This window comes from Paraprevotella xylaniphila YIT 11841 (assembly GCF_900683745.1).
Lineage (GTDB): Bacteria > Bacteroidota > Bacteroidia > Bacteroidales > Bacteroidaceae > Paraprevotella > Paraprevotella xylaniphila.
The window spans coordinates 1,039,816-1,064,073 of sequence record NZ_LR215980.1; the positions used below are offsets into that span (position 1 = coordinate 1,039,816).

At 49.6% G+C, this 24,258-nt stretch carries 23 protein-coding genes; 19 read left to right on the plus strand and 4 right to left on the minus strand.

Translation table 11 applies throughout. The features are described 5' to 3' along the window. The first annotated feature begins 104 nt into the window (after positions 1–104). Both E0E47_RS04235 and E0E47_RS04240 read left to right on the plus strand, forming a co-directional pair. Positions 105–2,369, plus strand: coding sequence for a putative porin (locus E0E47_RS04235; RefSeq protein WP_232038328.1), 2,265 nt, complete (start codon positions 105–107; stop codon positions 2,367–2,369). 19 nt (positions 2,370–2,388) lie between these two features. Further along, the gene (locus E0E47_RS04240) at positions 2,389–3,021 is read left to right on the plus strand and encodes a chloramphenicol acetyltransferase (RefSeq protein ID WP_130892985.1); all 633 of its coding nucleotides are present in this window, start codon (positions 2,389–2,391) and stop codon (positions 3,019–3,021) included. A 122-nt stretch (positions 3,022–3,143) separates the two neighbouring features. Here the strand turns inward: E0E47_RS04240 and E0E47_RS04245 are convergent, their stop codons facing one another. Beyond that, on the minus strand, positions 3,144–4,079 hold the full coding sequence (locus E0E47_RS04245; protein WP_232038329.1) for a hypothetical protein: 936 nt from the start codon (positions 4,077–4,079) through the stop codon (positions 3,144–3,146). Positions 4,080–4,278: 199 nt separating this feature from the next. Here E0E47_RS04245 and E0E47_RS04250 point away from each other — a divergent pair, with 199 nt between their 5' ends. From E0E47_RS04250 to E0E47_RS04260, 3 genes are read left to right on the plus strand one after another with little or no spacing between them, the layout of a single operon-like run. Then, a complete protein-coding gene (locus tag E0E47_RS04250; RefSeq protein ID WP_130892987.1) occupies positions 4,279–5,268 on the plus strand; it encodes a Gfo/Idh/MocA family protein in 990 nt (329 codons plus the stop codon). Between the two features lies 1 nt (position 5,269). Next, positions 5,270–6,415, plus strand: a complete 1,146-nt coding sequence (locus E0E47_RS04255; protein WP_130892988.1) for a DUF4421 domain-containing protein — start codon at positions 5,270–5,272, stop codon at positions 6,413–6,415. Between the two features lie 6 nt (positions 6,416–6,421). Continuing rightward, a complete protein-coding gene (locus E0E47_RS04260; RefSeq protein ID WP_172604649.1) occupies positions 6,422–7,024 on the plus strand; it encodes a uracil-DNA glycosylase family protein in 603 nt (200 codons plus the stop codon). Positions 7,025–7,163: 139 nt separating this feature from the next. Here the strand turns inward: E0E47_RS04260 and E0E47_RS04265 are convergent, their stop codons facing one another. The 3 genes from E0E47_RS04265 to E0E47_RS04275 all read right to left on the minus strand — a co-directional run bounded on the left by E0E47_RS04265 (position 7,164) and on the right by E0E47_RS04275 (position 10,806). Then, positions 7,164–9,350, minus strand: a complete 2,187-nt coding sequence (locus E0E47_RS04265) for a fasciclin domain-containing protein (protein ID WP_130892989.1) — start codon at positions 9,348–9,350, stop codon at positions 7,164–7,166. A 207-nt stretch (positions 9,351–9,557) separates the two neighbouring features. Further along, on the minus strand, positions 9,558–10,349 hold the full coding sequence (locus E0E47_RS04270; RefSeq protein ID WP_130892990.1) for a Cof-type HAD-IIB family hydrolase: 792 nt from the start codon (positions 10,347–10,349) through the stop codon (positions 9,558–9,560). 4 nt (positions 10,350–10,353) lie between these two features. Beyond that, positions 10,354–10,806 carry a DUF1573 domain-containing protein gene (locus tag E0E47_RS04275; protein WP_008627467.1) on the minus strand — a complete coding sequence of 151 codons (453 nt, stop codon included), beginning with the start codon at positions 10,804–10,806 and terminating at the stop codon, positions 10,354–10,356. A 137-nt stretch (positions 10,807–10,943) separates the two neighbouring features. On the opposite strand from E0E47_RS04275, the gene E0E47_RS04280 reads away from it, so the two are divergent. The 14 genes from E0E47_RS04280 (at position 10,944) to E0E47_RS04345 (ending at position 24,218) form a co-directional block, all read left to right on the plus strand. Further along, positions 10,944–11,255, plus strand: coding sequence for a DUF4286 family protein (locus tag E0E47_RS04280; RefSeq protein WP_008627466.1), 312 nt, complete (start codon positions 10,944–10,946; stop codon positions 11,253–11,255). 3 nt (positions 11,256–11,258) lie between these two features. Beyond that, on the plus strand, positions 11,259–11,837 hold the full coding sequence (ruvC, locus tag E0E47_RS04285; RefSeq protein WP_008627464.1) for a crossover junction endodeoxyribonuclease RuvC: 579 nt from the start codon (positions 11,259–11,261) through the stop codon (positions 11,835–11,837). 10 nt (positions 11,838–11,847) lie between these two features. Then, positions 11,848–13,380 carry an ATP-binding cassette domain-containing protein gene (locus E0E47_RS04290; protein WP_130892991.1) on the plus strand — a complete coding sequence of 511 codons (1,533 nt, stop codon included), beginning with the start codon at positions 11,848–11,850 and terminating at the stop codon, positions 13,378–13,380. Positions 13,381–13,507: 127 nt separating this feature from the next. Then, complete coding sequence (gene hisH / locus E0E47_RS04295) at positions 13,508–14,104, plus strand: imidazole glycerol phosphate synthase subunit HisH (RefSeq protein WP_130892992.1); 597 nt, start codon at positions 13,508–13,510, stop codon at positions 14,102–14,104. Then, the gene (locus E0E47_RS04300; protein WP_130892993.1) at positions 14,101–14,832 is read left to right on the plus strand and encodes a 1-(5-phosphoribosyl)-5-[(5-phosphoribosylamino)methylideneamino]imidazole-4-carboxamide isomerase; all 732 of its coding nucleotides are present in this window, start codon (positions 14,101–14,103) and stop codon (positions 14,830–14,832) included. The genes hisH and E0E47_RS04300 overlap by 4 nt, the downstream gene beginning before the upstream one ends. Positions 14,833–14,834: 2 nt before the next feature. After that, positions 14,835–15,593 (plus strand): imidazole glycerol phosphate synthase subunit HisF, encoded by a 759-nt coding sequence (gene hisF / locus E0E47_RS04305; RefSeq protein ID WP_130892994.1) that lies wholly within the window; start codon positions 14,835–14,837, stop codon positions 15,591–15,593. Between the two features lie 23 nt (positions 15,594–15,616). Continuing rightward, complete coding sequence (hisIE, locus tag E0E47_RS04310; RefSeq protein WP_261795444.1) at positions 15,617–16,237, plus strand: bifunctional phosphoribosyl-AMP cyclohydrolase/phosphoribosyl-ATP diphosphatase HisIE; 621 nt, start codon at positions 15,617–15,619, stop codon at positions 16,235–16,237. Positions 16,238–16,256: 19 nt separating this feature from the next. Then, positions 16,257–16,994, plus strand: coding sequence for a cell division ATP-binding protein FtsE (locus E0E47_RS04315; protein ID WP_008627445.1), 738 nt, complete (start codon positions 16,257–16,259; stop codon positions 16,992–16,994). Between the two features lie 15 nt (positions 16,995–17,009). Beyond that, positions 17,010–18,329, plus strand: a complete 1,320-nt coding sequence (locus E0E47_RS04320) for an aspartate kinase (RefSeq protein WP_130892995.1) — start codon at positions 17,010–17,012, stop codon at positions 18,327–18,329. Positions 18,330–18,338: 9 nt separating this feature from the next. After that, on the plus strand, positions 18,339–19,499 hold the full coding sequence (lysA, locus tag E0E47_RS04325; RefSeq protein ID WP_130892996.1) for a diaminopimelate decarboxylase: 1,161 nt from the start codon (positions 18,339–18,341) through the stop codon (positions 19,497–19,499). Beyond that, positions 19,499–20,680, plus strand: coding sequence for a glycosyltransferase (locus E0E47_RS04330; RefSeq protein WP_130892997.1), 1,182 nt, complete (start codon positions 19,499–19,501; stop codon positions 20,678–20,680). Before lysA ends, E0E47_RS04330 begins: the two co-directional genes overlap by 1 nt. 69 nt (positions 20,681–20,749) lie before the next feature. Next, entirely contained in the window at positions 20,750–22,105 is a 1,356-nt protein-coding gene (locus E0E47_RS04335; protein WP_130892998.1) for an MATE family efflux transporter, read from the plus strand. A 111-nt stretch (positions 22,106–22,216) separates the two neighbouring features. Further along, complete coding sequence (locus tag E0E47_RS04340) at positions 22,217–23,218, plus strand: DNA cytosine methyltransferase (protein WP_130892999.1); 1,002 nt, start codon at positions 22,217–22,219, stop codon at positions 23,216–23,218. A 7-nt stretch (positions 23,219–23,225) separates the two neighbouring features. Next, positions 23,226–24,218 (plus strand): BsuBI/PstI family type II restriction endonuclease, encoded by a 993-nt coding sequence (locus E0E47_RS04345; RefSeq protein ID WP_130893000.1) that lies wholly within the window; start codon positions 23,226–23,228, stop codon positions 24,216–24,218. Positions 24,219–24,258 lie beyond the last annotated feature (40 nt).

The following is a 24,258-nucleotide window of genomic DNA, read 5'->3' on the forward strand; positions in this document are numbered from 1 at the left end:
CTTGTACTATCGTCAAAACAGGATGCAGCCTGGCAGATCCAAACTTGAAAAACTTCGTTTTTCGTTTGCCTCTGCGCTCGCCTTTCGCTATCTTTGCACCCGTTATGAGACTCAAACTTACTTTTTTCTTATATGTCAGTTTGTGCATGGTGTCGCCCGCCATGGCACAAATGCCTGTCGGTAACCCCATCTATGGCACGGATGCCTACGGCAATCCGGTGGATGCCAACGGCAATCCCGTCCAACTCGATGCCAACGGCAATCCTGTCATCGACGGTTACGGTAACGATGCGTACACATGGGGACGCGACACAACACAAGCCGAAGACAAAATCATCCCTATCGGCTCATACGCCTGGAATATCGACGAACGTTTCGGCAACATCACTCCCGTAGACGTGGACACGCTGCCGAACAATTTCCAGAACTTCAACCTGACGGCCGGGCCTACGGGACAGTACAACTTTCTAGGCAATTTGGGTTCTCCCCGCCTGTCGCGCCTTTTCATGGACCGCAAGCCTTACAGCAACTTCATCTTTGCCGACCCGTTCGACTATTTCTACACTCCGGTGAGCGAATTCCAATTCACCAACACGCTAAGTCCCATCACCAACTTGTCTTACCACTCCTGCGGCAACAAGCAGGACGGAGAAGACCGACTGAGAGCTTATTTCGCCAGCAACATCAATAAGATTTCCGGTATCGGGTTCAAGCTCGACTACTTATACGGACGCGGGTATTACAACAACCAAGCCACTTCACTTTTCAACGGTTCGCTATACGGCTACTATCTGGACGACCGCTACAACATGCATGCATGGATTAGCGTGAACCACATGAGAATGGGCGAGAACGGCGGTATCGAGAATGACGACTACATCACCCATCCGGAAGACTTCACACGCTCCTACGGTTCAAGGGATATCCCGACCATCTTGTCGGAAAACTGGAACCGTAACGAAGACCAGACGTATTATCTCACACACCGTTATAACTTAGGATTCTACAAAGACATCGAACTGCCCGATTCGCTCCGTCCGGTGATGCCTGCCGATTCCGTATTGCTGAAAGGACTGCGCGACAGCTTGTTCACCGTATACCAAAAGGCGGACACGGCATACCAACATGCCGTCATGGACTCGTTGCGCAACGACTTCATGGCCAAACAGGACAATCCGCAGGATTTCGTACCGGTCACCAGTTTCATCCATACCCTGCGCATCCGCAACGCCAAGCACACGGTGTATTCTTACGATACGCCCGACCACTATTATGCCGACTTGTTTTATGGCGACCCCAACAATATGAGTGACCGCACGCGGGGTTACGCCATCCAAAACACTTTAGGCATAGCCCTTCGCGAAGGTTTCAACAAATGGGCGAAAGCCGGCCTCACAGCCTTTGCATCCCATGAATACCGGCATTATACCATGCCGGACCTGAACGGCGGAAACAAAATCATCCGAAGCTATTCGGAAAATAATATCTCGGTAGGCGGACAACTGAGCAAACGGGAAGGAAAAACCCTGCACTACGATGTGACAGGCGAAGTAACGTTGCTCGGAGAAGACGTCGGGCAATTCGATGTGGAAGGCCGGGCAGACCTGAACTTCCGGTTGTTTAAAGATACCGTACAGTTGGCAGCCCGTGCATTCGTCAAGAACCTGAATCCGAGTTTCTACATGCGCCACTACCATTCGCAGTTCGCCTGGTGGGACAACGACCTGAACAAAGAATTCCGTACCCGGATAGAGGGAACGCTTTCCTTGAAACGTACACGGACAGCCCTCACCGTCGGAGTGGAAAACATCAAGAATTATGCCTACTTCGCCACAGACAAAATAGCTTATAACGATGAAGGGGGACAATTCGCCGGTTACAGCAACCGTATTTCCGTCAAACAATACGGGGGCAGCGTACAAGTGTTCAGCGCACGGCTTAACCAAAACTTCAAATTCGGTATCCTGCATTGGGACAACGAGGTGGCTTACCAGAAGACCAGCAATCAGGACATCCTCCCCCTGCCGGACCTTTCTGCCTACAGCAACCTCTACATCGTATTCCACATTGCCAAGGTACTGCGCGTGCAGTTGGGCGGAGACGTCCGTTATTTCACGGAATACTATGCTCCGGACTATGCCCCCATCATCCAACAGTTTACGGTGCAGTCGCCGGAAACGCGGATGAAGTTAGGCAACTATCCCATTTGCAACGCCTACGTCAACCTCTTCCTGAAGCACTGCCGCTTTTATGTGAACGTGAACCATGTAAACAATGGAACGGGAAACAAGAACGCATTCCTCGTCCCCCACTATCCCATCAATCCGATGAACATCCATTTCGGACTCTCGTGGAATTTCTTCAATTAAAAAGTTTTCACCCATATCCATGAAACAAAGCATCGACATTACCCATTGGAACCGCAGGGAGCATTTCGAATTCTTTTCCCGATTCGATGATCCTTTTTTCGGAATCACCACACTCGTAGACTTCACTAAAGCCTACGAACATATCAAAGCACACCAACGCCCCTTCTTCCTCTCGTCCGTACATTTCCTATTGAAATGCGCCAATGAAACGGAAGCCTTCCGGCTCCGGATAGAAGACGGGAAGCCCGTGCGGTACGACACCATACACGTATCTCCCACCATTGGACGGGAAGACGGAACTTTCGGGTTCGGCTTTTTCGAGTACCATGACGACATCGACATTTTTATACGGAATGCGGAAAAAGAAATAGAACGAGTGAAAAAAGGGAGTGGCCTGTCCGTTACCGAAAACACATGGCGACCCGATGTCATCCGCTATTCGGCATTGCCCTGGTTCGCATTTTCCGAAATGAAACATGCCGGTTCCATCCGGACCGGAGATTCCGTCCCTCGTATTTCCACGGGAAAGCTGACACAGGAAAACGGACTATATAAACTTCCTCTTTCTATCACCGTGCATCACGGGCTCATGGACGGGCGTGACGTAGCTGAATTTCTGCAAAAAATAGAATACCATCAACACTTTCTATAAATCCATTCGCCCGCACAGGAGAACACCTTTCCCGAGCAAAAAACTCCCTTTCCATATACCGTCATGCCCCGTATCAAATCATTCATTGATACGGGGCATGACGGTTTTATTCTTACCTGAAACTACTGCAAACCTTGTAAACGGCGTTCTTCCTCTTCAAAAGAGGCCTTCTCCTGTTTCCGTGCCTCGACCGAACCATACAAGTAAGACAACGGGAACAGCGTAAGCCAACTGAACACGTTCGCTATCACCGAAGCCAACATAAAGAAGAATACGACCAAAGCCGGGACGTATGAAGGCAGGTCTGTTGCATCTCCTTCCAACACCCCCGTCAGGGAAGCATGACCGGCGTATGCCAGAATCCCCGCCGGCAACCAACTCACAGCTGCCAACACTCCCATGATAAGACCTCCGCAAAACAAGATAATGAAAAACGCCCCCCAGTACTGGTAACCGTCTTTCATACGCTTCAGGCTATACCAAAAGTCGCGGCGTTCGCCCAACATATAGTCCATAATCACCATACAGTAAGGCACTCCCAACGCAAGCAGCAGGATATACGACACCACAGTCACCCAGACGTTGCCCGGCCCCAACCACAAAGTCACAGGCACGATGAGCAAAGAGAAAACCACGACGGCCACTAACGTACACGTCAAAGCCCGCAGAGAAGCATTGAATATCTCACGCTTGGCTTCACCGAACCGCAACGCAGGCCACGCCCCGGCCGCAGCAAAACGGGAAACAGCCGTCATCACGTTCCCCATATAAAAGCTGTCGGCCAACAGGGACAACACACTTAATAAGATAAGAGTAAACAATGGAAAAGAAAGCACGACCGGTTCGCTTGCTGCCATCCAACGCGTCAAAGCCACGGTAATCTGATTGAAAAACACGCCCCACAATCCCATCACCACCGCACCCACGATGAGCGAAGGGTACAAAAACTTCAATAAGGGCAGGATATGACGTGTAGGCAATTTCAGTCCCTCGTTCAGACAACTCAGATAACTACGGCTTTTGAACAAGCCCCCATCCATTTCTTTCTTCTCTTCCATAACCGAATTTGAAACTTTAATGTTCTTTCGCCGGACAAAAATACCATATTTTTCCATACCTCAGTGATGAGATAACATTTTTTATACCTCGTCGGAAACGGCACTACCGGCTTTATCCAAACTTTCTGCCGCCCATCAGCCGGAATATGCCGCCTTTTTTGTACATTTGCGTAAAGATTACATTTTTCATTGCACGAATATGGACGCGGAAATCATCATCAAATGGGGATTTATCGGATGTGGGGAAGTGACGGAAAAGAAAAGCGGGCCGGCTTTCAGTCTCGTGCCCGGCTCTAAAATCGAAGCCGTCATGAGCCGTAATAAAGAAAAAGCACGTTCGTACGCCGAAAGGCACGGTATCCCCAAATGGTATACCGACGCACAGGAATTGGTGGACGACCCCGACGTAAATGCCGTCTATATCGCCACTCCTCCTTCTTCACATGCCACTTTTGCCATCATGGCCATGAAGGCCGGCAAGCCGGTATATGTAGAGAAGCCCCTTGCAGTAAGCTACGAAGAATGTTGCCGCATCAACCGTGTCTCCCAACAAACGGGTGTGCCTTGCTTCGTGGCCTATTACCGGCGTTACCTGCCTTACTTTGCCAAAGTAAAGGAACTGATACGAAGCGGAGTCATCGGACGGGTGCTCAACGTGCAGATCCGGTTTGCCGTTCCACCGCGTGATTTGGACTACAACAGCCGGGAACTGCCCTGGCGTGTGCAACGCGACATCGCAGGAGGAGGTTATTTTTACGACCTCGCCCCGCACCAGTTGGATTTGTTACAGGAATTTTTCGGCCCGATTATCAAAGCCCACGGATACTGTTCCAACCGGGAAGGACTATATGCCACGGAAGATAACGTCAGTGCCTGTTTCCAATTCCCGGACGGTACGCCGGGTTCCGGTTCGTGGTGTTTCGTCGCCCATGAATCGGCAAAGACCGACCGTATTGAAATCATCGGCGACAAAGGACAGATTTGCTTCTCGGTATTCACCTACGACCCCATTGCCCTGCATACGGAACGCGGTCGCGAAGAACTCGTCATTCCGAACCCCGACCACGTGCAACTCCCTTTGATTCACAACATCGTCGAACATTTGCAAAAGCAAGCCATCTGTACTTGCGACAGTGTGAGTGCCACACCGGTTAATTGGGTTATGGACAAGATCTTGGGAAAACTGTAAGATGAAATTACGGAACGCACTGATCATACACGCCTGTCTTCTTTGTTTTTCCGCTTCCGCACAATCTCCTATCGGTGAAGCCTGCACTGCTGTTACGGAACTTGCTGACAGCGCAAAGACAGCCATACCATCCGACTTGCCCCAAAAACGGAAAGGAAATATCTTCAAACAATTTTTCCGTGCGTTCAACGCCATGGACACGACTTATATCACCCCGAACAAATACAACTGGGCGTTCATGTTGCAAAACACGAACAGCTTCGAAACCTACACGCTGCACAGCCGGGAGTTAGGTCAAAAGCTGTCATTCTCTCCCCGCCCGGCCATCAAAATAGGACCTTATTTAGGTTGGCGTTGGATTTTTTTAGGATATACCTTCGAAGTATCCTCTTTAGGTAAAGGCCAACAATCGAAGAAGACGGAGTTTGAACTGAGCCTGTATAGTTCCATGCTCGGTTGCGACCTTATTTATCGGCGGACGGGAGACGATTTCCGACTCCGTAAAGTAAAAGGCCTCGGCGAGGAGGCACAAGAAGTGGAAGGCGAGAATTATCATGGCATCAACGTGAAAGTGACAGGCATCAATGCCTATTACATCTTCAACCACAAACGTTTTTCTTATCCGGCCGCATTTGCACAGAGTACCGTACAACGCAAAAGCTGTGGGTCGTGGAAAGTCGGTTTTGCCTATACCCGGCACGAACTGGATTTCGACTACAATGCCCTGCCGCCCGTCCTCACCCATAACCCGGACCACGTACTCAGCCCGGATTTCCAGGTAGACAAAGTCAAATACACGGATTTCAGCCTGAGTTGCGGTTATGCCTACAACTGGGTGTTCAAGAAAAACTGGCTGTTTTGCATCTCCATCGTGCCGGCCATCGGCTATAAAAAAACACATGCAGCCGCCGTGCCACCGGAAAACGAAACGGAGACTTCGGCCTTGGCTTCTCATCTGAGAAACCTGAATTTCGACGTCACGGGGCGTGCGGGACTGGTATGGAACAACACCAAATATTTCGGTGGCTTGTCTTTAATCGTGCACAACTACAATTACCGCCACAACCGCCTGTCCATCAACAACACGTTCGGCACACTGAATTTATATATCGGACTAAATTTTCATAAACGTAAAGCATACAGATAGATACACATGACACCAACAGATTCCCCCACCCCCGTTCCCACCGAAGAACATCCCTTGCAACCGTTCCTTCCACCCCATGCACGCCTGTTGATGCTGGGCAGTTTCCCACCCCAGAAGAAACGTTGGTGCATGGATTTCTACTACCCGAACTTCATCAACGACATGTGGCGCATCATGGGATACATTTTCCATGGCGACCGGAATTGGTTTGTAGATGAACGGGCCAAATGTTTCAAGAAAGCAATGATCGTGGAGTTCCTGCTCGACAAGGGCATCGCCCTATACGACACGGCTTCCGCCGTCCGCCGTCTTCAGGATAATGCGTCGGACAAGTTTTTGGAAGTCGTCACCCCGACCGACCTTCCCCGGTTGCTCGGACAAATCCCCCATTGCACGGCCATCGTCACCACCGGACAAAAAGCTACCGACACGTTGTGCGATACCTTCCATATATCGCAGCCCGCCATCGGTAGCTTCAGCCCGTTCGTGACGGAAGGACGCGAATTACGGTTATATCGCATGCCGTCCAGTTCACGGGCCTATCCCATGAAATTGGAGAAGAAAGCCGACTTTTACCGTAAAATGTTGGACGAAACAGGGCTGCTGTAAAACGCAACCTCCACAATCCACAACTCCCCACCAATTTTCATAGCCTTTCCGAAGCGTAAACAAAAAAGTGGCGGCCGGGATTCTTGATGTCAAGAATTAACCCAACCGCCACAACTACACAAACTAATACCTGTGTACGTTAATAAAGGTCTTCACCGATACCTCCGGCCCCGCAAATGCTAATCGGAACCATCTCCATATATTCCAACACGAAAGCGGCATCGCTACTTCCCGTGAACACCGAGCGGAACCGCACCGTATGCTCGCAGTTGGGACGGATTACGACTTCACAAACCTTACGGCGCAGGCTAGAAGCTACATTGTACAACACATTGCCAGGCTGAGGCACATATTGCGGCTGTTCCGGAATATTTCCTTGGTTATAGCATATTATGCTCTTCCCTGCACTGTAATAACCATTGTTTTTCATAACACGGGCGTTTTCCTCCAATTCCTCCGTCGTATAAATACCGTTGGAATTTTCATCCTTGTTCCGCCATCCGTTATTATTATAAAGACCGGCCACCCGACTGTCCGTCGCACCATAGCGCATATCAATAGGAAGCCCCTGTGGCACATCGTCCAAGTAAACCTGAGCGATGCCCCGGTTTCCTACCCCGCCCGGATAAGCCATCCGGAGTTCGTACGTGCCGGGAGGAACATGGGGCAATTTGAACTTCACGTCGTAACTTGAACCTTGGACGGTAATTTCGTCTCCACCGAAGTCCCACCAACGCAGCTTGGGACGATGCACCATGAACACCGAAGTATTCGAAAACTCGACTCCTTCTATATATCCTCGGGGAGCATAATAATTGAATCCCCCTGCCTTTCCACCTGTCTCCGAATTGTCAGATGCAGCACTATAAGGCTCACGCGGATCTCCGTTCAAACGCATATCGTTATTGGCCAATTCCGGCCACACGGTCTGGAAATCTATTCTCAAGCGCCTGTGGTAAACGTTGTTTCGTGTCGTCTGGTCGTAAGCCAATACGTCATCCACATAATAATAGGCCACGTTGAGAGAGAAATTCTCCACATCAGGCACCGTCACGCGGGAACCACGTACAGGCTCGAAATTATTATATTTGCAGGCCTCGCTGTGGTTGATATAGAACTCACGGGGATATTCCACCGCCGGATCCGTGGTTGAATACACCTTTTCCAACTTCATGGACGAGAAATCAAGCATCGTGTTTATCCATTCCGTAGGGCTGGCATAAGCCGTATTGAATCCCCAACAATTGATGAATTTGTCCGTACTGGCAAACATACGGTCCAAGATATGGTAAGTCATAAAAATCTTCAACGGGTTGCGAGGATTGGTCAGGCTATTCTTGTTCCAATACAGTTCCTTGTAAGTCTTGCCTTCCGGGTTAGCCGGATCCACCTTGTTCAACCCGAATATCTCAGCTGACTGGTTGTCTTTGTACTTTTCGACGGCCAATTCGTACAAGGCATCTATCTTCTCATCCATCGACATGCCCTCGTTGAAAAGGTTCGCATATTTCTCGTACAGCACGCGGTCTGGCACAATGAACAAAGTAAAGCCCGAGTAACGGTGGTCCGGACGTTTCAAGGTGTATGCATAATTCCCCGGCCTCTGGTTGTACAGGAACTCGGGAAAGTTCGCCTTTTCCGCTTCGTAATCATCGTCACGGTATTTCGACAAGGAATCCAACAGCCCTGTACGGCGGAGTGCCTCATAATAAATGGTAAAGTCAGCTTTGTTCTCTTCGAGCAAGGAAGCCCCCAAACTGGTACTTGGGACAAGCACTTTGCTCACCGGATGACACACGCCGTTTTCCACCGAGTCATTCTTCAACTCATTGATAATAGCAGCCCTACGGTTCACAATACTCAACACCATGCCATTGGCATCAACCGTATCGCCCGTGGTCTGAATCACCAAAGGCAAATCCAGTTCATTCTTCTGCTGCGATGTCTCCGCCAGGTTATATGTATAAACTATCGAGTTGTCTATCATGCAGGCTTTCACAAGTGTGTCGCAATAAGCCTCCGGAATGTCCTCCACGGAAGCATAACCATACTCCTTCAAAAAATCTTCCACACCGGAGTTTACCGGCGGAAACAAAGTGCGCCCGCCACGGCTCGCCAAAAAGTCCATTTGCCCTGCACGCTCCACGATACGTGTGAACAAACTGAAATCCTCACGGGACTTCAAATAGTCACTCATCATTTCCCCCGTGAAAGTGTAATAACTCCCGGCGGGCAAATCATCATTACAACTGGACAAGAAAACCGAATGCCCTGCCACGAAGAAGGCACCACATGCGGTTAACCATAGCCTGAATTGTTTCTTCATACATTTAATAAAATTAGAACGAAATTAGGAATTATTATGGAGGCAAATTTACAAGAAGTATTTAATAATATGAATTATTCCAGTCAAAAAAAGAAGAAAAACTTCAATTTTTAACACTTTTGTGCTCCTACACAACTATAATCTGTGTGGGAGCACAGGAAAGAAGTGCAACTCATCCCCATAAAAGCCACGGAACGTTTCTTAAAATCAATTTATCAAGCCAAAATGACGCAATGCCCTTGCCACGCCATCCTCATCCACAGAAGCCGTCACGTACGCCGCAACCTCCTTCAACTCTTCGCACGCGTTTCCCATGGCTATCCCGCATGGAACGTGGGACAGCATAGCCATATCATTCCCCCCATCGCCAAACGCCATGGCTTCGTCCAACGAAAGCCCCTCGTATGCCAACACTTTGTCTATGCCGACACTCTTGTCCACTCCCCCGGCAATGACATCCGTGAAGAAAGGATGCCAACGCATGGAAGTGCAGTCGGGCATCAACGCAGACATGAAATGCGGTTCACGGTCAGCTTTGAAGAAAGAAATGAGTTGCAAGACATCTTTTCCGCAGGCATACGAAGCCGGACGAACGGGCGGCATTTTGATGTCCAACAAACGGGCCACCGCATCGACATCTTCGTTAAGTTCTGTAATGAACATCTCATCGCTGCAAACAAATATAACAGGATATGCGTCTGCCCCGTGTGTCAGGTGCCCCACGACACGCCCCACGCTCTCCGCTGAAACCGACTGATGATAAATCACTTCTCCGCCGCTCGTAAAACAATGAGCACCCGTCACGGTAATCATGCCGTCGTACTCCAATTCACCCAAATTGTCGATAAAGGGAACCGGACGCCCCGTAGCTATATAAACTTTGATGCCACGGCTGCGAAGGGCGGCCACGGCATCAAGGGTGGATGGGGGAATGCGATGGGTCTTAAAAGAGACCAACGTCCCGTCGATATCGAAAAATACCGCCTTTATCTTTCCCATCGGCTTATTTCTTATCTTTTTCGGAAGCTGTCATTACACCGGTGATATACAATTTCACCATAGGTTCCTTGGCATTGGTACGCACCGTAATGCTTTTCTTGAACCGCCCCGGATATTTTCCACTGCCGTTGTACGTCACCTCCATCTTGCCCTTCTCCCCGGGTTTTACCGGCATCCGGGTATAAGTGGGTACCGTGCATCCGCATGAAGCGATAGCCTGATGAATCACCAACGGGGCATTCCCCTCATTGGTAAACGTAAACGTACATTTCACAATCGGGTCGTCTTCCGAAAAGGTTCCCAAATCCTGGGTTGTCTTGTCGAACACAATACTGGCTTCCTTCACGTCGGACTTTGTCTCCTGTGCAGCCACCAAGGCACTCCCTTCCGTCTTTTGCGCCGAGACCGGAACGCCTCCCAACATGCACAGCAAAGACCATGCTATAAACTTTTTCATATCCTTCTTCTATTAAAATCACTGCAAAAATAGGTCCTTTATTTAAAATAAGGTAGGTATTCCACGAAAAAATAGGAATTATTAGCACATCAACCGCCTTTTTCGTAACTTTGCAAACTCAATAAAACTTAGAAAACATGTTGGTTTACAATACGACTTATCACGTGACTTTCGACGATGCCCGGAACTTTGTCATCTGGATTCATCAAGTCTATATCCCGCAGGCATTGGCTTCCGGCTTTTTGGACAAGCCAAGGCTGTGCAAGATTCTGTCCCACCACGATGAAGATTCCGAATGCTTTTCCTTGCAATTCGAGGTGGAAAGTTCGGCACGGCTGCACGAATGGTATGTCAAGCACGGCGAAAAGCTCTTCCAGGAAATGCAGAAGATATTCAAAGACAAGGCTGCCGGGTTCACCACTTTAATGGAAGTCATAGAGGAACACTGATTCATGACGGACAAGCAGAACAGCGAAAAGATAATCCTGGGCATAGACCCGGGCACGAACCTCATGGGATACGGCGTGCTACGTGTAACCGGGAACAAGGCGGTCATGGAAACCATGGGCATCATCGACCTGCGCAAATATACCGGACCTTACTTGAAACTCGGCCGGATATTCGAAAGGGTGACAGGCATCATCGAATCATACCTGCCGGACGAAATGGCCATCGAAGCGCCTTTCTTCGGCAAAAACGTGCAGAGCATGCTGAAATTGGGGCGCGCACAGGGCGTGGCCATTGCGGCGGCTATCCACCGCGACATCCCCATCACCGAATATGCGCCGCTCAAAATCAAAATGGCCATCACCGGAAACGGGCAGGCCAGCAAAGAACAAGTGGCAGGCATGCTGACCCGTATGCTCCATATCCGCGAGGAAGACATGCTGCCGTATATGGATGCCACCGACGGACTGGCTGCCGCCTACTGCCATTTCCTACAGATGGGGAAGCCGGCCGTGGCTCAGCCTTACCACAGTTGGAAAGATTTCATCCGGAAAAATCCGGATAAGGTGAAAGGACAGATTTAACACGAACACAATGCAACACATCATTGAAATCACGGACGGGATACCCCGTCATCCGCTTTACCGCATGAACCATCCGGTAAATTTGGCTATCGCATCCGGGGAACAAGTGGCCATCGTTGGAGCCAACGGGAGCGGCAAATCACGACTGGTGGACATCATCACCGGACGCTATCCGCTCCTGTTGAACGAAGTCCGTTACGACTTTTCCCCCTCGCCGTTGAAACTGGTCAGCGAAAATATCAAATATATCACTTTCCGCGATTCTTACGGAGGCAGCGACGGCAGTTACTACTACCAACAACGTTGGAACCAACACGACATCGACGAGAAGACCCCGACCGCCGGACAAATGTTGGAGGAGGCTTTCACCGCAGCCGAAAACACTACGGGGTACGGCATGGACGAAGAGGGAAAGCGACAGATGCACGAGCGGCGCATGATGTTGCGGGACAAACTTTATGAGATGTTCCACCTCTCCACCCTGTTGGATAAATATATCATTACCTTGTCCAGCGGAGAGTTACGGAAGTTCCAACTCACCAAAACGTTGCTTTCCGGTCCGAGGCTTTTGATTATGGACAATCCTTTCATCGGGCTGGATGCACAGACGCGGGAGCAACTGGCCGGACTACTCCAAACGCTGATCCGCGAAACGGACCTGCAAACCATATTGGTCCTGTCGAAGACCGATGACATTCCGGAATTCATCACCCATGTCATTCCGGTGGAACATCTGGACATCCTGCCCAAAGTACCGCGTACGGAATACATCGGACAACGCCCTCGCATCCCGATACGTGTGCTCGAAAAAGACAAAGCCGCCCGCATCCTAACATTGCCTGAGAAAGAAAACCGCCTGACCACCACGGACACGGAGGGTTGCATGCTGCGGTTCAACCACGTGAGCATCCGTTACGGACAGCGCACCATCCTGAAAGACTTGGACTGGACGGTGAAGCAAAACGAGAAATGGGCTTTGGGCGGCGAAAACGGTGCCGGGAAATCCACCCTCCTCAGTCTGGTATGTGCCGACAATCCGCAAAGCTACGCCTGCGACATCGAACTGTTCGGACGGAAACGAGGTTCGGGAGAGAGCATTTGGGACATCAAACGGCATATCGGTTACGTCAGTCCGGAAATGCACCGTGCATACCTGAAAGACCTCCCGGCCATAGACATCGTAGCCAGCGGACTGAACGATTCCGTAGGGCTTTACGTGCATCCTCGTCCGGACCAACGGGCCGTCTGCGAATGGTGGATGGACATTTTCGGCATCGCCGGACTGAAAGACCGTACTTTCCTGAAACTCTCCAGCGGAGAGCAACGGCTCTGCCTGTTGGCCCGCGCGTTTGTCAAAGACCCGGAGCTGCTTATCTTGGATGAACCGTTGCACGGATTGGACGACCGTAACCGCCAGTTGACGCGTGAGATTATTTCGGCTTTTTGCCGACGAAAAGACAAGACCATGATTATGGTAACGCATTATGCCGAAGAGCTGCCCGATGTCATTACGCATAATCTGTTCCTGAAAAAGAACAAGTAGCATGCAGTTCGTCACAAAAAAGCAACGAAATGTAAGCAAAATACGTTTTTTCATGTTACTTTATCCCGTCTGTCAACTAAAATTAGTATATTTGCAGACATCAAAAAAAGACAGAGCATATTAAAAGATGAATGTAGCCATCGTAAAGTATAATGCAGGAAATATCTATTCCGTAGTCAACGCACTGAAACGGTTGGGGATTACGCCGGAACTGACCGACGACGCAAAGCGGTTGTCGAAAGCCGACCGCGTGCTTTTTCCGGGACAAGGAGAAGCCGGCAGTACGATGGCTTACCTGCGTTCGCGAGGATTGGACCGCCTGATACGCGACCTGAAGCAACCCGTTTTGGGCATCTGCATCGGCCAGCAACTGATGTGCGGCCATTCCGAGGAGAGCGATACGGACTGCTTAGGCATTTTCGACACGGAAGTCCTGAAGTTCCGTCCGGAAAAGCACGAAGACAAAGTGCCCCACATGGGCTGGAACACCTTGGCACGTACAAGCAGCCCGCTGTTCAAAGGCTTCGGCACGGACGAATTCGTTTATTTCGTACACAGCTATTACGTGCCGGTCAACCCGTACACCATAGCCGTGACCGACTATGTCGTGCCGTTCAGTGCTGCCTTGCATAAAGACAATTTCTACGCCACGCAATTCCATCCGGAGAAAAGCGGAAGCGTGGGTGAACGCATATTGAAAAACTTTTTAGATTTGACAGTATGATCGAACTGATACCGGCCATAGACCTGATAGACGGCAAATGCGTACGGCTGACCAAAGGAGATTACGCCACGCAGAAGACCTACAACGAAGACCCGGTAGCCGTGGCACGGGAATTTGAAAGTTACGGCTTCAAACGTTTGCACGTCGTGGACCTCGACGGGGCACGGTCCAAACATATCGTCAACCATAAAGTACTGGAACGCCTGGCTTCGTCCACCGGCTTGACAATAGACTTCGGTGGCGGCATCAAAGCCGACGAAGACCTCCGCATCGCCTTCGAAAGCGGGGCGGCACTGGTCACGATAGGCAGTGTGGCGGCCACCTGTCCGGAATTGTTCCTCGGATGGCTCGGGCAATATGGGCCAGACCATATCATATTGGGCGCAGACGTCAAAGACGGACTGATTTCCATCAACGGTTGGAAAGAGGAAAGCACGCAGGAGCTGCTTCCTTTCCTCTGTCGTTACATGGACGAAGGCGTACGGCATGTGCTCTGTACGGACATCAGCAAGGACGGCATGTTGCAAGGCCCCTCCACCGGCCTCTACCGGAAAGTCATGGCAGAGTTTCCGGACTGCGGGCTGATAGCGAGCGGAGGGGTCAGTTGCCTGCAAGACCTCATCGGCCTGAACGAAGCCGGCATCCCGGCCGTAGTGTTCGGAAAAGCCATCTACGAGGGCAGAATCTCATTAAACGAATTGGCCGAATGGGCTGAAAACAAAGGATAAGTATGGCATTGGCAAAACGTATCATCCCCTGTCTGGATGTCAAGAACGGACAGACGGTAAAGGGGACTAATTTCGTGAACCTGCGCCAAGCCGGAGACCCGGTGGAACTGGGCAAGGCTTACAGCGAACAGGGAGCGGACGAACTGGTGTATTTGGACATTACGGCCAGCCACGAAGGCCGCAAGACATTCACGGAAATGGTGCAGCGCGTGGCAGCAGAAATATCCATCCCCTTCACCGTCGGCGGCGGTATCAACGAACTGGCCGACGTGGAACGGTTGCTGAATGCCGGAGCCGACAAAGTGAGTGTCAACTCGGCAGCCTTGCGTAACCCCGTACTTATCAACGAGATTACGGGACATTTCGGGTCGCAAGTCTGCGTGGTGGCCATTGATGCCAAAGAGACCGAAGAAGGTTGGTTCTGTTACCTGAACGGCGGACGCATACGCACAGGACGGAACCTGTTCGAATGGGCACGCGAAGCATGCGACCGGGGAGCCGGTGAAATCCTGTTTACGTCCATGGACCACGACGGAGTGAAAGACGGCTATGCCAACCAAGCTCTTTCACGTCTCGCCGAGGAGCTGAGCATCCCGGTTATCGCCTCGGGAGGAGCCGGAAGCAAAGAGCATTTCCGGGACACTTTCATCGAAGGGAAAAGCGATGCCGCACTGGCTGCCAGCGTCTTCCATTTCGGAGAGATTTCCATTCCGGAACTGAAAACATGGCTAAAGTCGGAAGGCATTAACGTTAGAATTTAAAAAAGACATATCAAACACCTATTATATATATGGAAATAGATTTCGACAAGATGGACGGCCTCGTACCGGCTGTCATCCAGGACGCCGAGACTAAAAACGTCTTGATGTTGGGATTCATGAACCGTGAAGCCTACGACAAGACATTGGAAACCGGAAAGGTAACATTCTTCAGCCGCAGTAAAAGCCGGCTATGGACCAAAGGTGAAACCAGTGGAAACTTTTTGCATGTCGTTTCCATCAAAAACGACTGCGACCATGATACGCTACTCGTCCGGGTGCATCCCGAAGGTCCGGTGTGCCATACCGGTACCGATACTTGCTGGGGAGAGAAAAATGAAGCCAATCCCTTGACATTCCTTAGCGAGTTACAAGATTTTATCGAAACACGACATAAGGAAATGCCCGAAGGGTCATACACTACGAGTTTGTTTAAGGACGGTATCAACCGTATGGCGCAGAAAGTGGGCGAAGAAGCCTTGGAGGCCGTCATAGAGGCTGTTAACGGCACAGACGAACGCCTCATTTATGAAGGTTCGGACATGCTATACCATCTCATCGTCCTGCTTACCTCCAAAGGACTACGTATAGAGCAGATGGCCGCAGAATTACAGGCCCGCCACAAGCCAGGGTGGAAAAAACACTAACCTCCTAAAAGAAACATATATGCGCATCGAATATCAAAATGTGGATATAGTCCAAGAAGAACATGTCATTCTGAAAGGCGTGAATTTTCAGGCTGAAGCCGGAGAATTCATTTACCTGACCGGTAAAGTAGGTACCGGGAAAAGTTCCCTGCTGAAGACGTTCTATGGCGAACTGGATGTGCATACGGGAAGTGCGCGTGTGCTCGATCGCGAAATGACCAAAATCAAACGCAGGCACATCCCGGCACTACGCAAACGGCTAGGTATCGTATTTCAGGATTTCCAACTGCTCAACGACCGCACCGTACGGGCCAACCTGGATTTCGTACTCAAAGCTACCGGATGGAAAAAGAAGAAGGAACGGAACATGCGGATCCATGAAGTACTTGAACAAGTGGGCATGACGGCCAAAGCCGACCAAATGCCTTACCAGTTGTCGGGTGGAGAACAACAATGCGTGTGTATCGCAAGAGCCATCCTGAACCGCCCGGACATTATCCTTGCCGACGAAGCGACCGGAAATTTAGACAAAGAGAACGGACGTCGGGCCACCGCAATTTTGTACGACATCAGCAAAGCCGGTACCACCGTCGTGCTGAGCACGCACAACGAAGAACTGATATCCGAATTCCCGGGCGTAGTCTATCGTTGCGGAGAAGGACGTTTGCAGGAATGCACGGACACTTACACTCCCTTGTTGGCTCCTGATGCCATCGAATCGAAAAGCATTGAAGAAAATATAAATGAGAATAACTAAAACCCAATATTCGATATGAAAGTAATGAAGTTCGGCGGAACATCTGTGGGTTCCGCACAAAGGATGAAAGATGTATGTCGGTTGATTACGCAGGACGGCACGCCCAACATGATTGTGCTTTCCGCCATGTCCGGTACAACGAATACGTTAGTCGAAATATCCGATTACCTTTATAAGAAGAATCCGGAAGGTGCCAATAACGTCCTCAACCAGTTGGAACAAAAATACCGCCAACATGTAGATGAATTGTATGCCACGGAAGAATACAAACAGAAAACATTGGACTTTTTGAAAGATGAGTTCGACTATTTGAGAAGTTTCACTAAAATCCTGTTCACTTCGTTCGAAGAAAAAGTCGTCCTGGCCCAAGGAGAAGTCATCAGTACCAACATGGTGACAAATTACCTAAAGGAATGTGGTGTAAAGACTATCCTGTTGTCGGCACTCGATTTTATGCGTACGGACAAAAATTCCGAACCGGATTTCAATTACATCAAAGAGAAAATCAACGAATTGTTGGCTGCCAACCCCGGATACCAGATTTACATCACACAAGGCTTCATCTGCCGTAACGCATACGGCGAGGTGGACAACTTGCAACGTGGCGGTTCGGACTATACGGCCTGCCTCATCGGGGCTGCGATAAAGAGTGAGGAAATCCAGATATGGACGGACATCGACGGCATGCACAACAACGACCCGCGCATCGTAGACAAAACGAAGCCCGTACGTCAACTTCATTTCGAAGAAGCGGCGGAACTGGCTTATTTCGGAGCCAAAATCCTGCATCCGACCTGCATCCAACCGGCTAAATTCGCCGGAGTACCCGTACGCTTGCTGAACACCATGGACCCATCGGCACCAGGAACCACAATTAATAATGATTTCCAAAAAGGAAAAATCAAAGCAGTAGCAGCCAAAGACAATATAACCTCCATACAAATCCATTCTAGCCGCATGTTGTTGGCTTACGGTTTCTTACGCAAAGTGTTTGAAATCTTCGAAAGCTACAAAACAAGCATCGACATGGTGAGTACATCTGAAGTAGGAGTTTCCATCACCATCGACAACACCTCCTACCTCAAAGACATCGTAGCCGACCTGATGAAATACGGTACGGTAACAGTCAAAGAAAAGATGTGTATCATCTGTGTGGTAGGCGACTTGTCCCAAGAAAATCTCGGCTTTGAAAGTATGGCAGCGAACGCACTAAAAGACATCCCCGTACAAATGATTTCATACGGTGGAAGCAACCATAACATCTCATTCCTGATTAACGAAGAAGACAAGAAAAGTGCGCTTCAGGCACTCAGCGACACGTTGTTCAACAATTAATATGAGGATATGAAAGGTTCATTTCCGATAGAAAAATTCAATACGGTAAGAACTCCGTTTTATTATTATGACACGGAGCTGCTCCGCAAAACACTGGATACCATCAAGTCAGAAACAGGCAAAAACGATAATTATCATGTACATTATGCCGTAAAAGCCAATGCCAACCGCAAACTGCTGCGCATCATCTGTGCGGCAGGATTCGGAGCCGACTGCGTAAGCGGCGGAGAAATCAAGGCCTGTCTGGATGCCGGATTCCCGGCGGATAAAATCGTGTTTGCCGGCGTAGGAAAAAGCGATTGGGAAATCAATGTAGGACTGGATGCCGGTATCGCATACTTCAACGTGGAAAGCTTACCGGAACTGGAAGTCATCAACCAGTTGGCCGGCGAAAAAGACAAAATCGCCCGCATCTCATTCCGCATCAATCCAGACGTAGGGGCGCATACCCATGCCAATATCACGACCGGACTGGCCGAAAACAAATTCGGCATAGCCATGGCCGACATGGAAAAGGTCATAGAAATCGCTGCATCGTTAAAACATGTGGAGTTCGTCGGGCTGCATTTCCATATCGGTTCACAGATACTTGAAATGGGAGATTTCGTGGCATTGTGCAACCGCGTCAACGAACTGCAAGACCGGTTGGAACGCCACCACATTACGGTGAAGAACATCAACGTGGGTGGCGGATTGGGCATCGACTACCAACATCCGAACGAAGTGCCGGTTCCCCATTTTGCAGACTATTTCCAAACCTACCGCAAGCATCTGAATCTGCGACCGGACCAACAGCTCCATTTCGAACTGGGACGGGCCGTCGTGGGGCAGTGTGGCAGCCTGATTACACGTGTACTCTATGTCAAACAAGCCACATACAAGCAGTTTGCCATCGTAGACGCAGGCATGACAGACCTCATCCGCCCTGCCCTCTACCAGGCTTTCCATTCCATTGAGAACCTGAGCAGCGACGAGCGCAAGGAAACCTACGACGTTGTAGGCCCTATCTGCGAGTCGAGCGATGTATTTGTCAAGGCATTCGACCTCAACCGTTGCCATCGCGGCGACCTTTTGGCTCTGCGTTCAGCCGGGGCTTACGGTGAGATCATGGCTTCAAGATATAACTGCCGCGAATTGCCGGCCGGATATACTACTGAAGATTTCGTATAATGTATCCACTCATAACTTTCCTTTTGGAAAATGCTGCCTACGCCGGTTTCGCACTGACGTGGGCAGCACATTTCTGTACCGCCCGTTCCTATAAGCGGACGGCACGCATGGTAGAACAGCAAGAAACGGAGGCGCAATCCTCGGACAGTCGCCCGAAAGAGGCCATTTCCGTCGTCATCGCCACGCACAACCAAGCCGACGCGTTACGCAGCAACCTTCCCCGGATACTGGAACAGGAATATGAGCGTTTCGAAGTTATCGTCGTGAATAACGCATCGACCGACGACACGGAAGACGTACTGAAAACCCTGGAACTGAAATACGCCAACCTGCATCATACCTTCACCCCGTCCGGTGCACGCCATATCAGCCATAAACGCCTGTCGCTGACCATCGGTATCAAGGCCGCACAATACGAATGGCTGCTGCTGACCGAACCGGACAGCCGTCCGTGTTCTCCTCATTGGCTCTCCACTATGGCCGGACATTTCCACGACGGCATACAAATCGTATTGGGATATGCCAACTATATGCCGGACAAGCGCTTGCTTTCCCGTAAAACTATTTTCTTCAACCTCTTCCACCAGATGCAATACTTGCCTTGGGCCACACGACATAAGGCCTACCGTTGTAATCCGGCCAATATAGCCTATCGCAAAAGCCTGTTCATGGCTCATAAAGGATTTGCCGACGACATCAACCTTATCGGTGGGGTGACGGAATTGTTGGTCAACCGCCACAGCTGTGTCGGAAATACCGCCGTTTCCCTACATCCGGACAGCAAAGTGGAGTGTGAGGACATGACATCCGGAAAACAATGGAGACTCAAGCGCACTTTCTATATGGAAACCCGGAGACATTTCAAGAAAACATGGCGTTATCGACTGACGTTCAACTTGAAACAAGCCGTCGTACCTTTATTCTATTGTGCCACGGCCCTGTCCCTCGGATGGAGCGTATGGCAGCATCAATGGGCGGCCACGGCCATCATATCCCTATTGTTTATCCTCCTCTGCGTATGGAAAACCGTATGGTTCAACCGTTCGGCACGTGCGTTGGGAGAACGCCCCTACCACCTGTCTTTCCTTTGGTACGAAATGCGTCTGTTCGGATGGCACGCCTGTTCGTGGATGGACTACCGGACCGCTCCACGCACACGGTTCTACCGCAAGGCTTTCTGAAACAGAGCGGAAGAATCGTTTGCACATAAGCCTGATAAATCGTAACTTTGCGGCCTAAAATCACGACTTATGCAAGCATCCGATCAGGCTATCACGTACGGCAGGCACATTCGTGCCTTGGCCACATTAGGCATCCCCATCATTGTAGGGCAGTTAGGTACCATCATACAAGGACTGGCCGACACCATCATGGTGGGTCGTTTCAGTGCACACTCATTGGCCGCCGCAGGCTTCGTCAACAACATCATGGTGTTGGTGTTGATTTTTGCCTTAGGTTATTCTTACGCCATCACTCCGGTCATAGGTCCAATGCACGCCCGGGGGGAATTCGAAAATGCCGGCAAGGCATTGAAAGCCGGACTTCAAGTCAACGGCGCACTGGGCATGGTACTGTTCCTGCTGATGGGGACGCTCTACTTTTTCTTGGGGCACATGGGACAACCCGAAGAGCTTCTCCCCGAAATCCGGCCGTACTACATCGTCGTCGCGCTTTCCATACCCATCCAATCCCTTTTCAATGCTTTCAAGCAATTCTTCGACAGTATCGGCAACACCCGTACGCCGATGTGGATTATGATCAGTGCCAACTTGTTCAACATCGTGGGAAACTACCTGTTGATTTACGGCATAGGCCCCTTCCCGCAACTCGGGCTGTTGGGTGCCGGCATCTCAACCACCCTGTCACGCATCCTCATGCTGATGGCCATTTACGGCATATTCATCTCGAACGAAAAGTATAAAAAATATCACTCCGGCTTCCAAGCCAAAGGCGCAACCACCGACATGCGCCGTTTGCTGCATAAACTGGGCCAACCGCTCGGACTGCAAATGGGTATGGAGACAGCCTCATTTTCTTTATGTGCCGTAATGCAAGGTTGGATTGGTACCGCTCCCCTCGCCGCCCATCAAATCATGACGAGCGTCGGTTCCACCTGCTTCATGGTTTATTATGGCATCGGGGCAGCCGTAGCCATACGGGTCAGCCATTTCCATGGGGTAAACGACACCAGGAACGTGCGCCGCAGTTCCTTCACCGGTTACCTGATGATTCTGGCCACCGGACTGGCACTGGCTATCACCATCAGCACTTTCATCACAGACATCTGCGCTTTCTTCACCGACGACACGGACATCCGGCATATTGTCGTCAGCCTGGTCATCCCGTTCGTATTATACCAATTCGGTGACGGCCTGCAAATCAATTTTGCCAATTCACTAAGAGGCATTGCCGACGTACGCCCGCTCATGCGTTACGCTTTCCTGTGCTACATTGTCATTTCCCTGCCGCTGAGCTATCTATTGGGCTTTACGTTCCATGGAGGGCCGGCTGGAATATGGATGGCTTTCCCTGTGGCATTGACGTTGGCCGGGGCACTCTTCTGCCGCCGTTTCCTACAGCAAACGCGGACGAACGCAACTATGTGATGCTTCATCCTGTTCCTAACGACTTTTCTATCTCATCGGACACAAACATTCGAATAATTGGCGTACCTTTGCAAAGAGAAACAAAACAATACTATCAGACAAATCAGTACAATGTACGTAGACGAAATCAATCATAAACTTATCCCTTGTATTACAGAGACACCTGACGTGTTGGACTTGTTTGCCGGTTGTGGGGGACTTTCCTTAGGCTTTGAAGCTGCAGGGTTTAACACCATAGGCTACGAATGCGTCAAAACTGCGGCGGAAACCTATAACTTGAATTTAAAAGGAATATGCCATACACAAACGTTGGAAATAGGCTTCCCGTATCCCAAAGCAGATATCATCATCGGGGGACCGCCATGTCAACCTTTCAGCGTTCGTGGCAACCAAAAAGGAATGGAAGATGCAAGGGACGGATTTCCCATTTTCATTGATGCAGTCAGACGTATCAAACCCAAATTATTCCTTTTTGAGAATGTCCGTAACCTAATGTATTCCCATAAATGGTATTTGGAACTGATTTTATCCGAATTAAGGAAATTGGGATATTTGTTAGAAGTAAAATGCATGAATGCGGTTGACTACGGTGTTCCGCAAAACAGAGAACGAATCTTTGTCGTAGGTCATAAGTCGCGTTTTAGTTTCCCCATAAGGGAAAAGCGCAAAGTTACCGTAGGTGAAGCCATAGGAGACACCATGTACACGGCCCCGGAGGGCAGCCGCTTCCTTACCCCCACACAAGATGAATACATTGCTAAATATGAAAAAGCCTCTTGTTGTGTCAACCCACGCGACCTCTATCCCGACCGCCCGGCACGAACCATCACATGCCGAAATCTGGCAGGGGCTACAAGTGACATGCAACGGGTCAGGTTGCCAGACGGGCGAAGACGGCGCATCTTTTATCGTGAAGCAGCCCGGCTGCAAAGTTTCCCCGACTGGTTTGAGTTCATTGGCAACGAAACACAGCAGTTCACCCAAATAGGAAATGCAGTACCTCCCTTATTGGCTTACAAATTGGCAATGGCAATGAAAGAAACTTATCATTTGTGCGAAAGAAACGCAATGGAAATAACCTCTTTAAACAAGATGTTCCAACCCCTATTTTAAGGATATCATGAAAATTGAACTTACAGGAAAGAAAACCAAAGAAATCAGGAAGCTGATATTCTCCATTCTTGACATATTGGCGCAAATAGGAGTCCCATTGTCCGGAAAAACAGACAGACGTTTGGAAAGAATGGCGGAAGCCTGCCTTGCCGTAGGTAAAATCCAAACAACTTTTTCCGAAGCCACTTCCTCCGACAGCGGTATATTCTCAAAGACACGTGACCTTATTTCATTCATGAACCAACATTATGGCGAAAACATATCGTCAGGTTCATACGATGACATACGCAGAAAGGATCTGGTACTACTTGTAGAAGCAGGTATTGTTTTAAATTCATCTTCCATAGACAAGCAGGCCACCAACAATCCAATGCGCGGATATGCTTTAAGTCCTCATTTTGTCCAACTGTTAAAAGTTTACGACACTTCCTCATGGGAAAAAGAACTTAAATCGTTTCAGCTTGAAAACCGGAAACTGCAAGATGAATTAGCACAAAAGAAAAACTTGGAGCGCATTCCTGTCACATTGCCCTCAGGAAAAAAAGTCATATTGTCACCTAGGGAGCATAATGAATTGCAAAAATCAATCATTGAATCGTTCCTGCCCATATTCGGATTCGGTGCACAAGTCCTATATGTAGGTGACACGGCAGACAAGTTTCTATTTCGGGCTGAAGAAGAATTAAAACAGTTGGGTGTCTTTGCTTTGGAACATGAAGAACTACCGGATATAGTAGCTTATAGCACAAACAAAAAACTATTATTCCTCATAGAAGCCGTGCATAGTGCCGGTCCCATGAGCGAAATCAGGATAAGGAAGCTGAAACGGCAGTTAAAAGAATGCCATGCAAACACTGTATTCATTACGGCTTTCCTCACAAAAAAAGATTTCAAGAAATGGGTTATGGATATTGCATGGGAAACGGAAGTTTGGATAGCAGAAAATCCCGAACATCTAATCCATTTCAATGGATACAAATTCTTAGAAATACACCAATAACACTTTATCTACCCACCATATACTACCAATCCGCCTACGG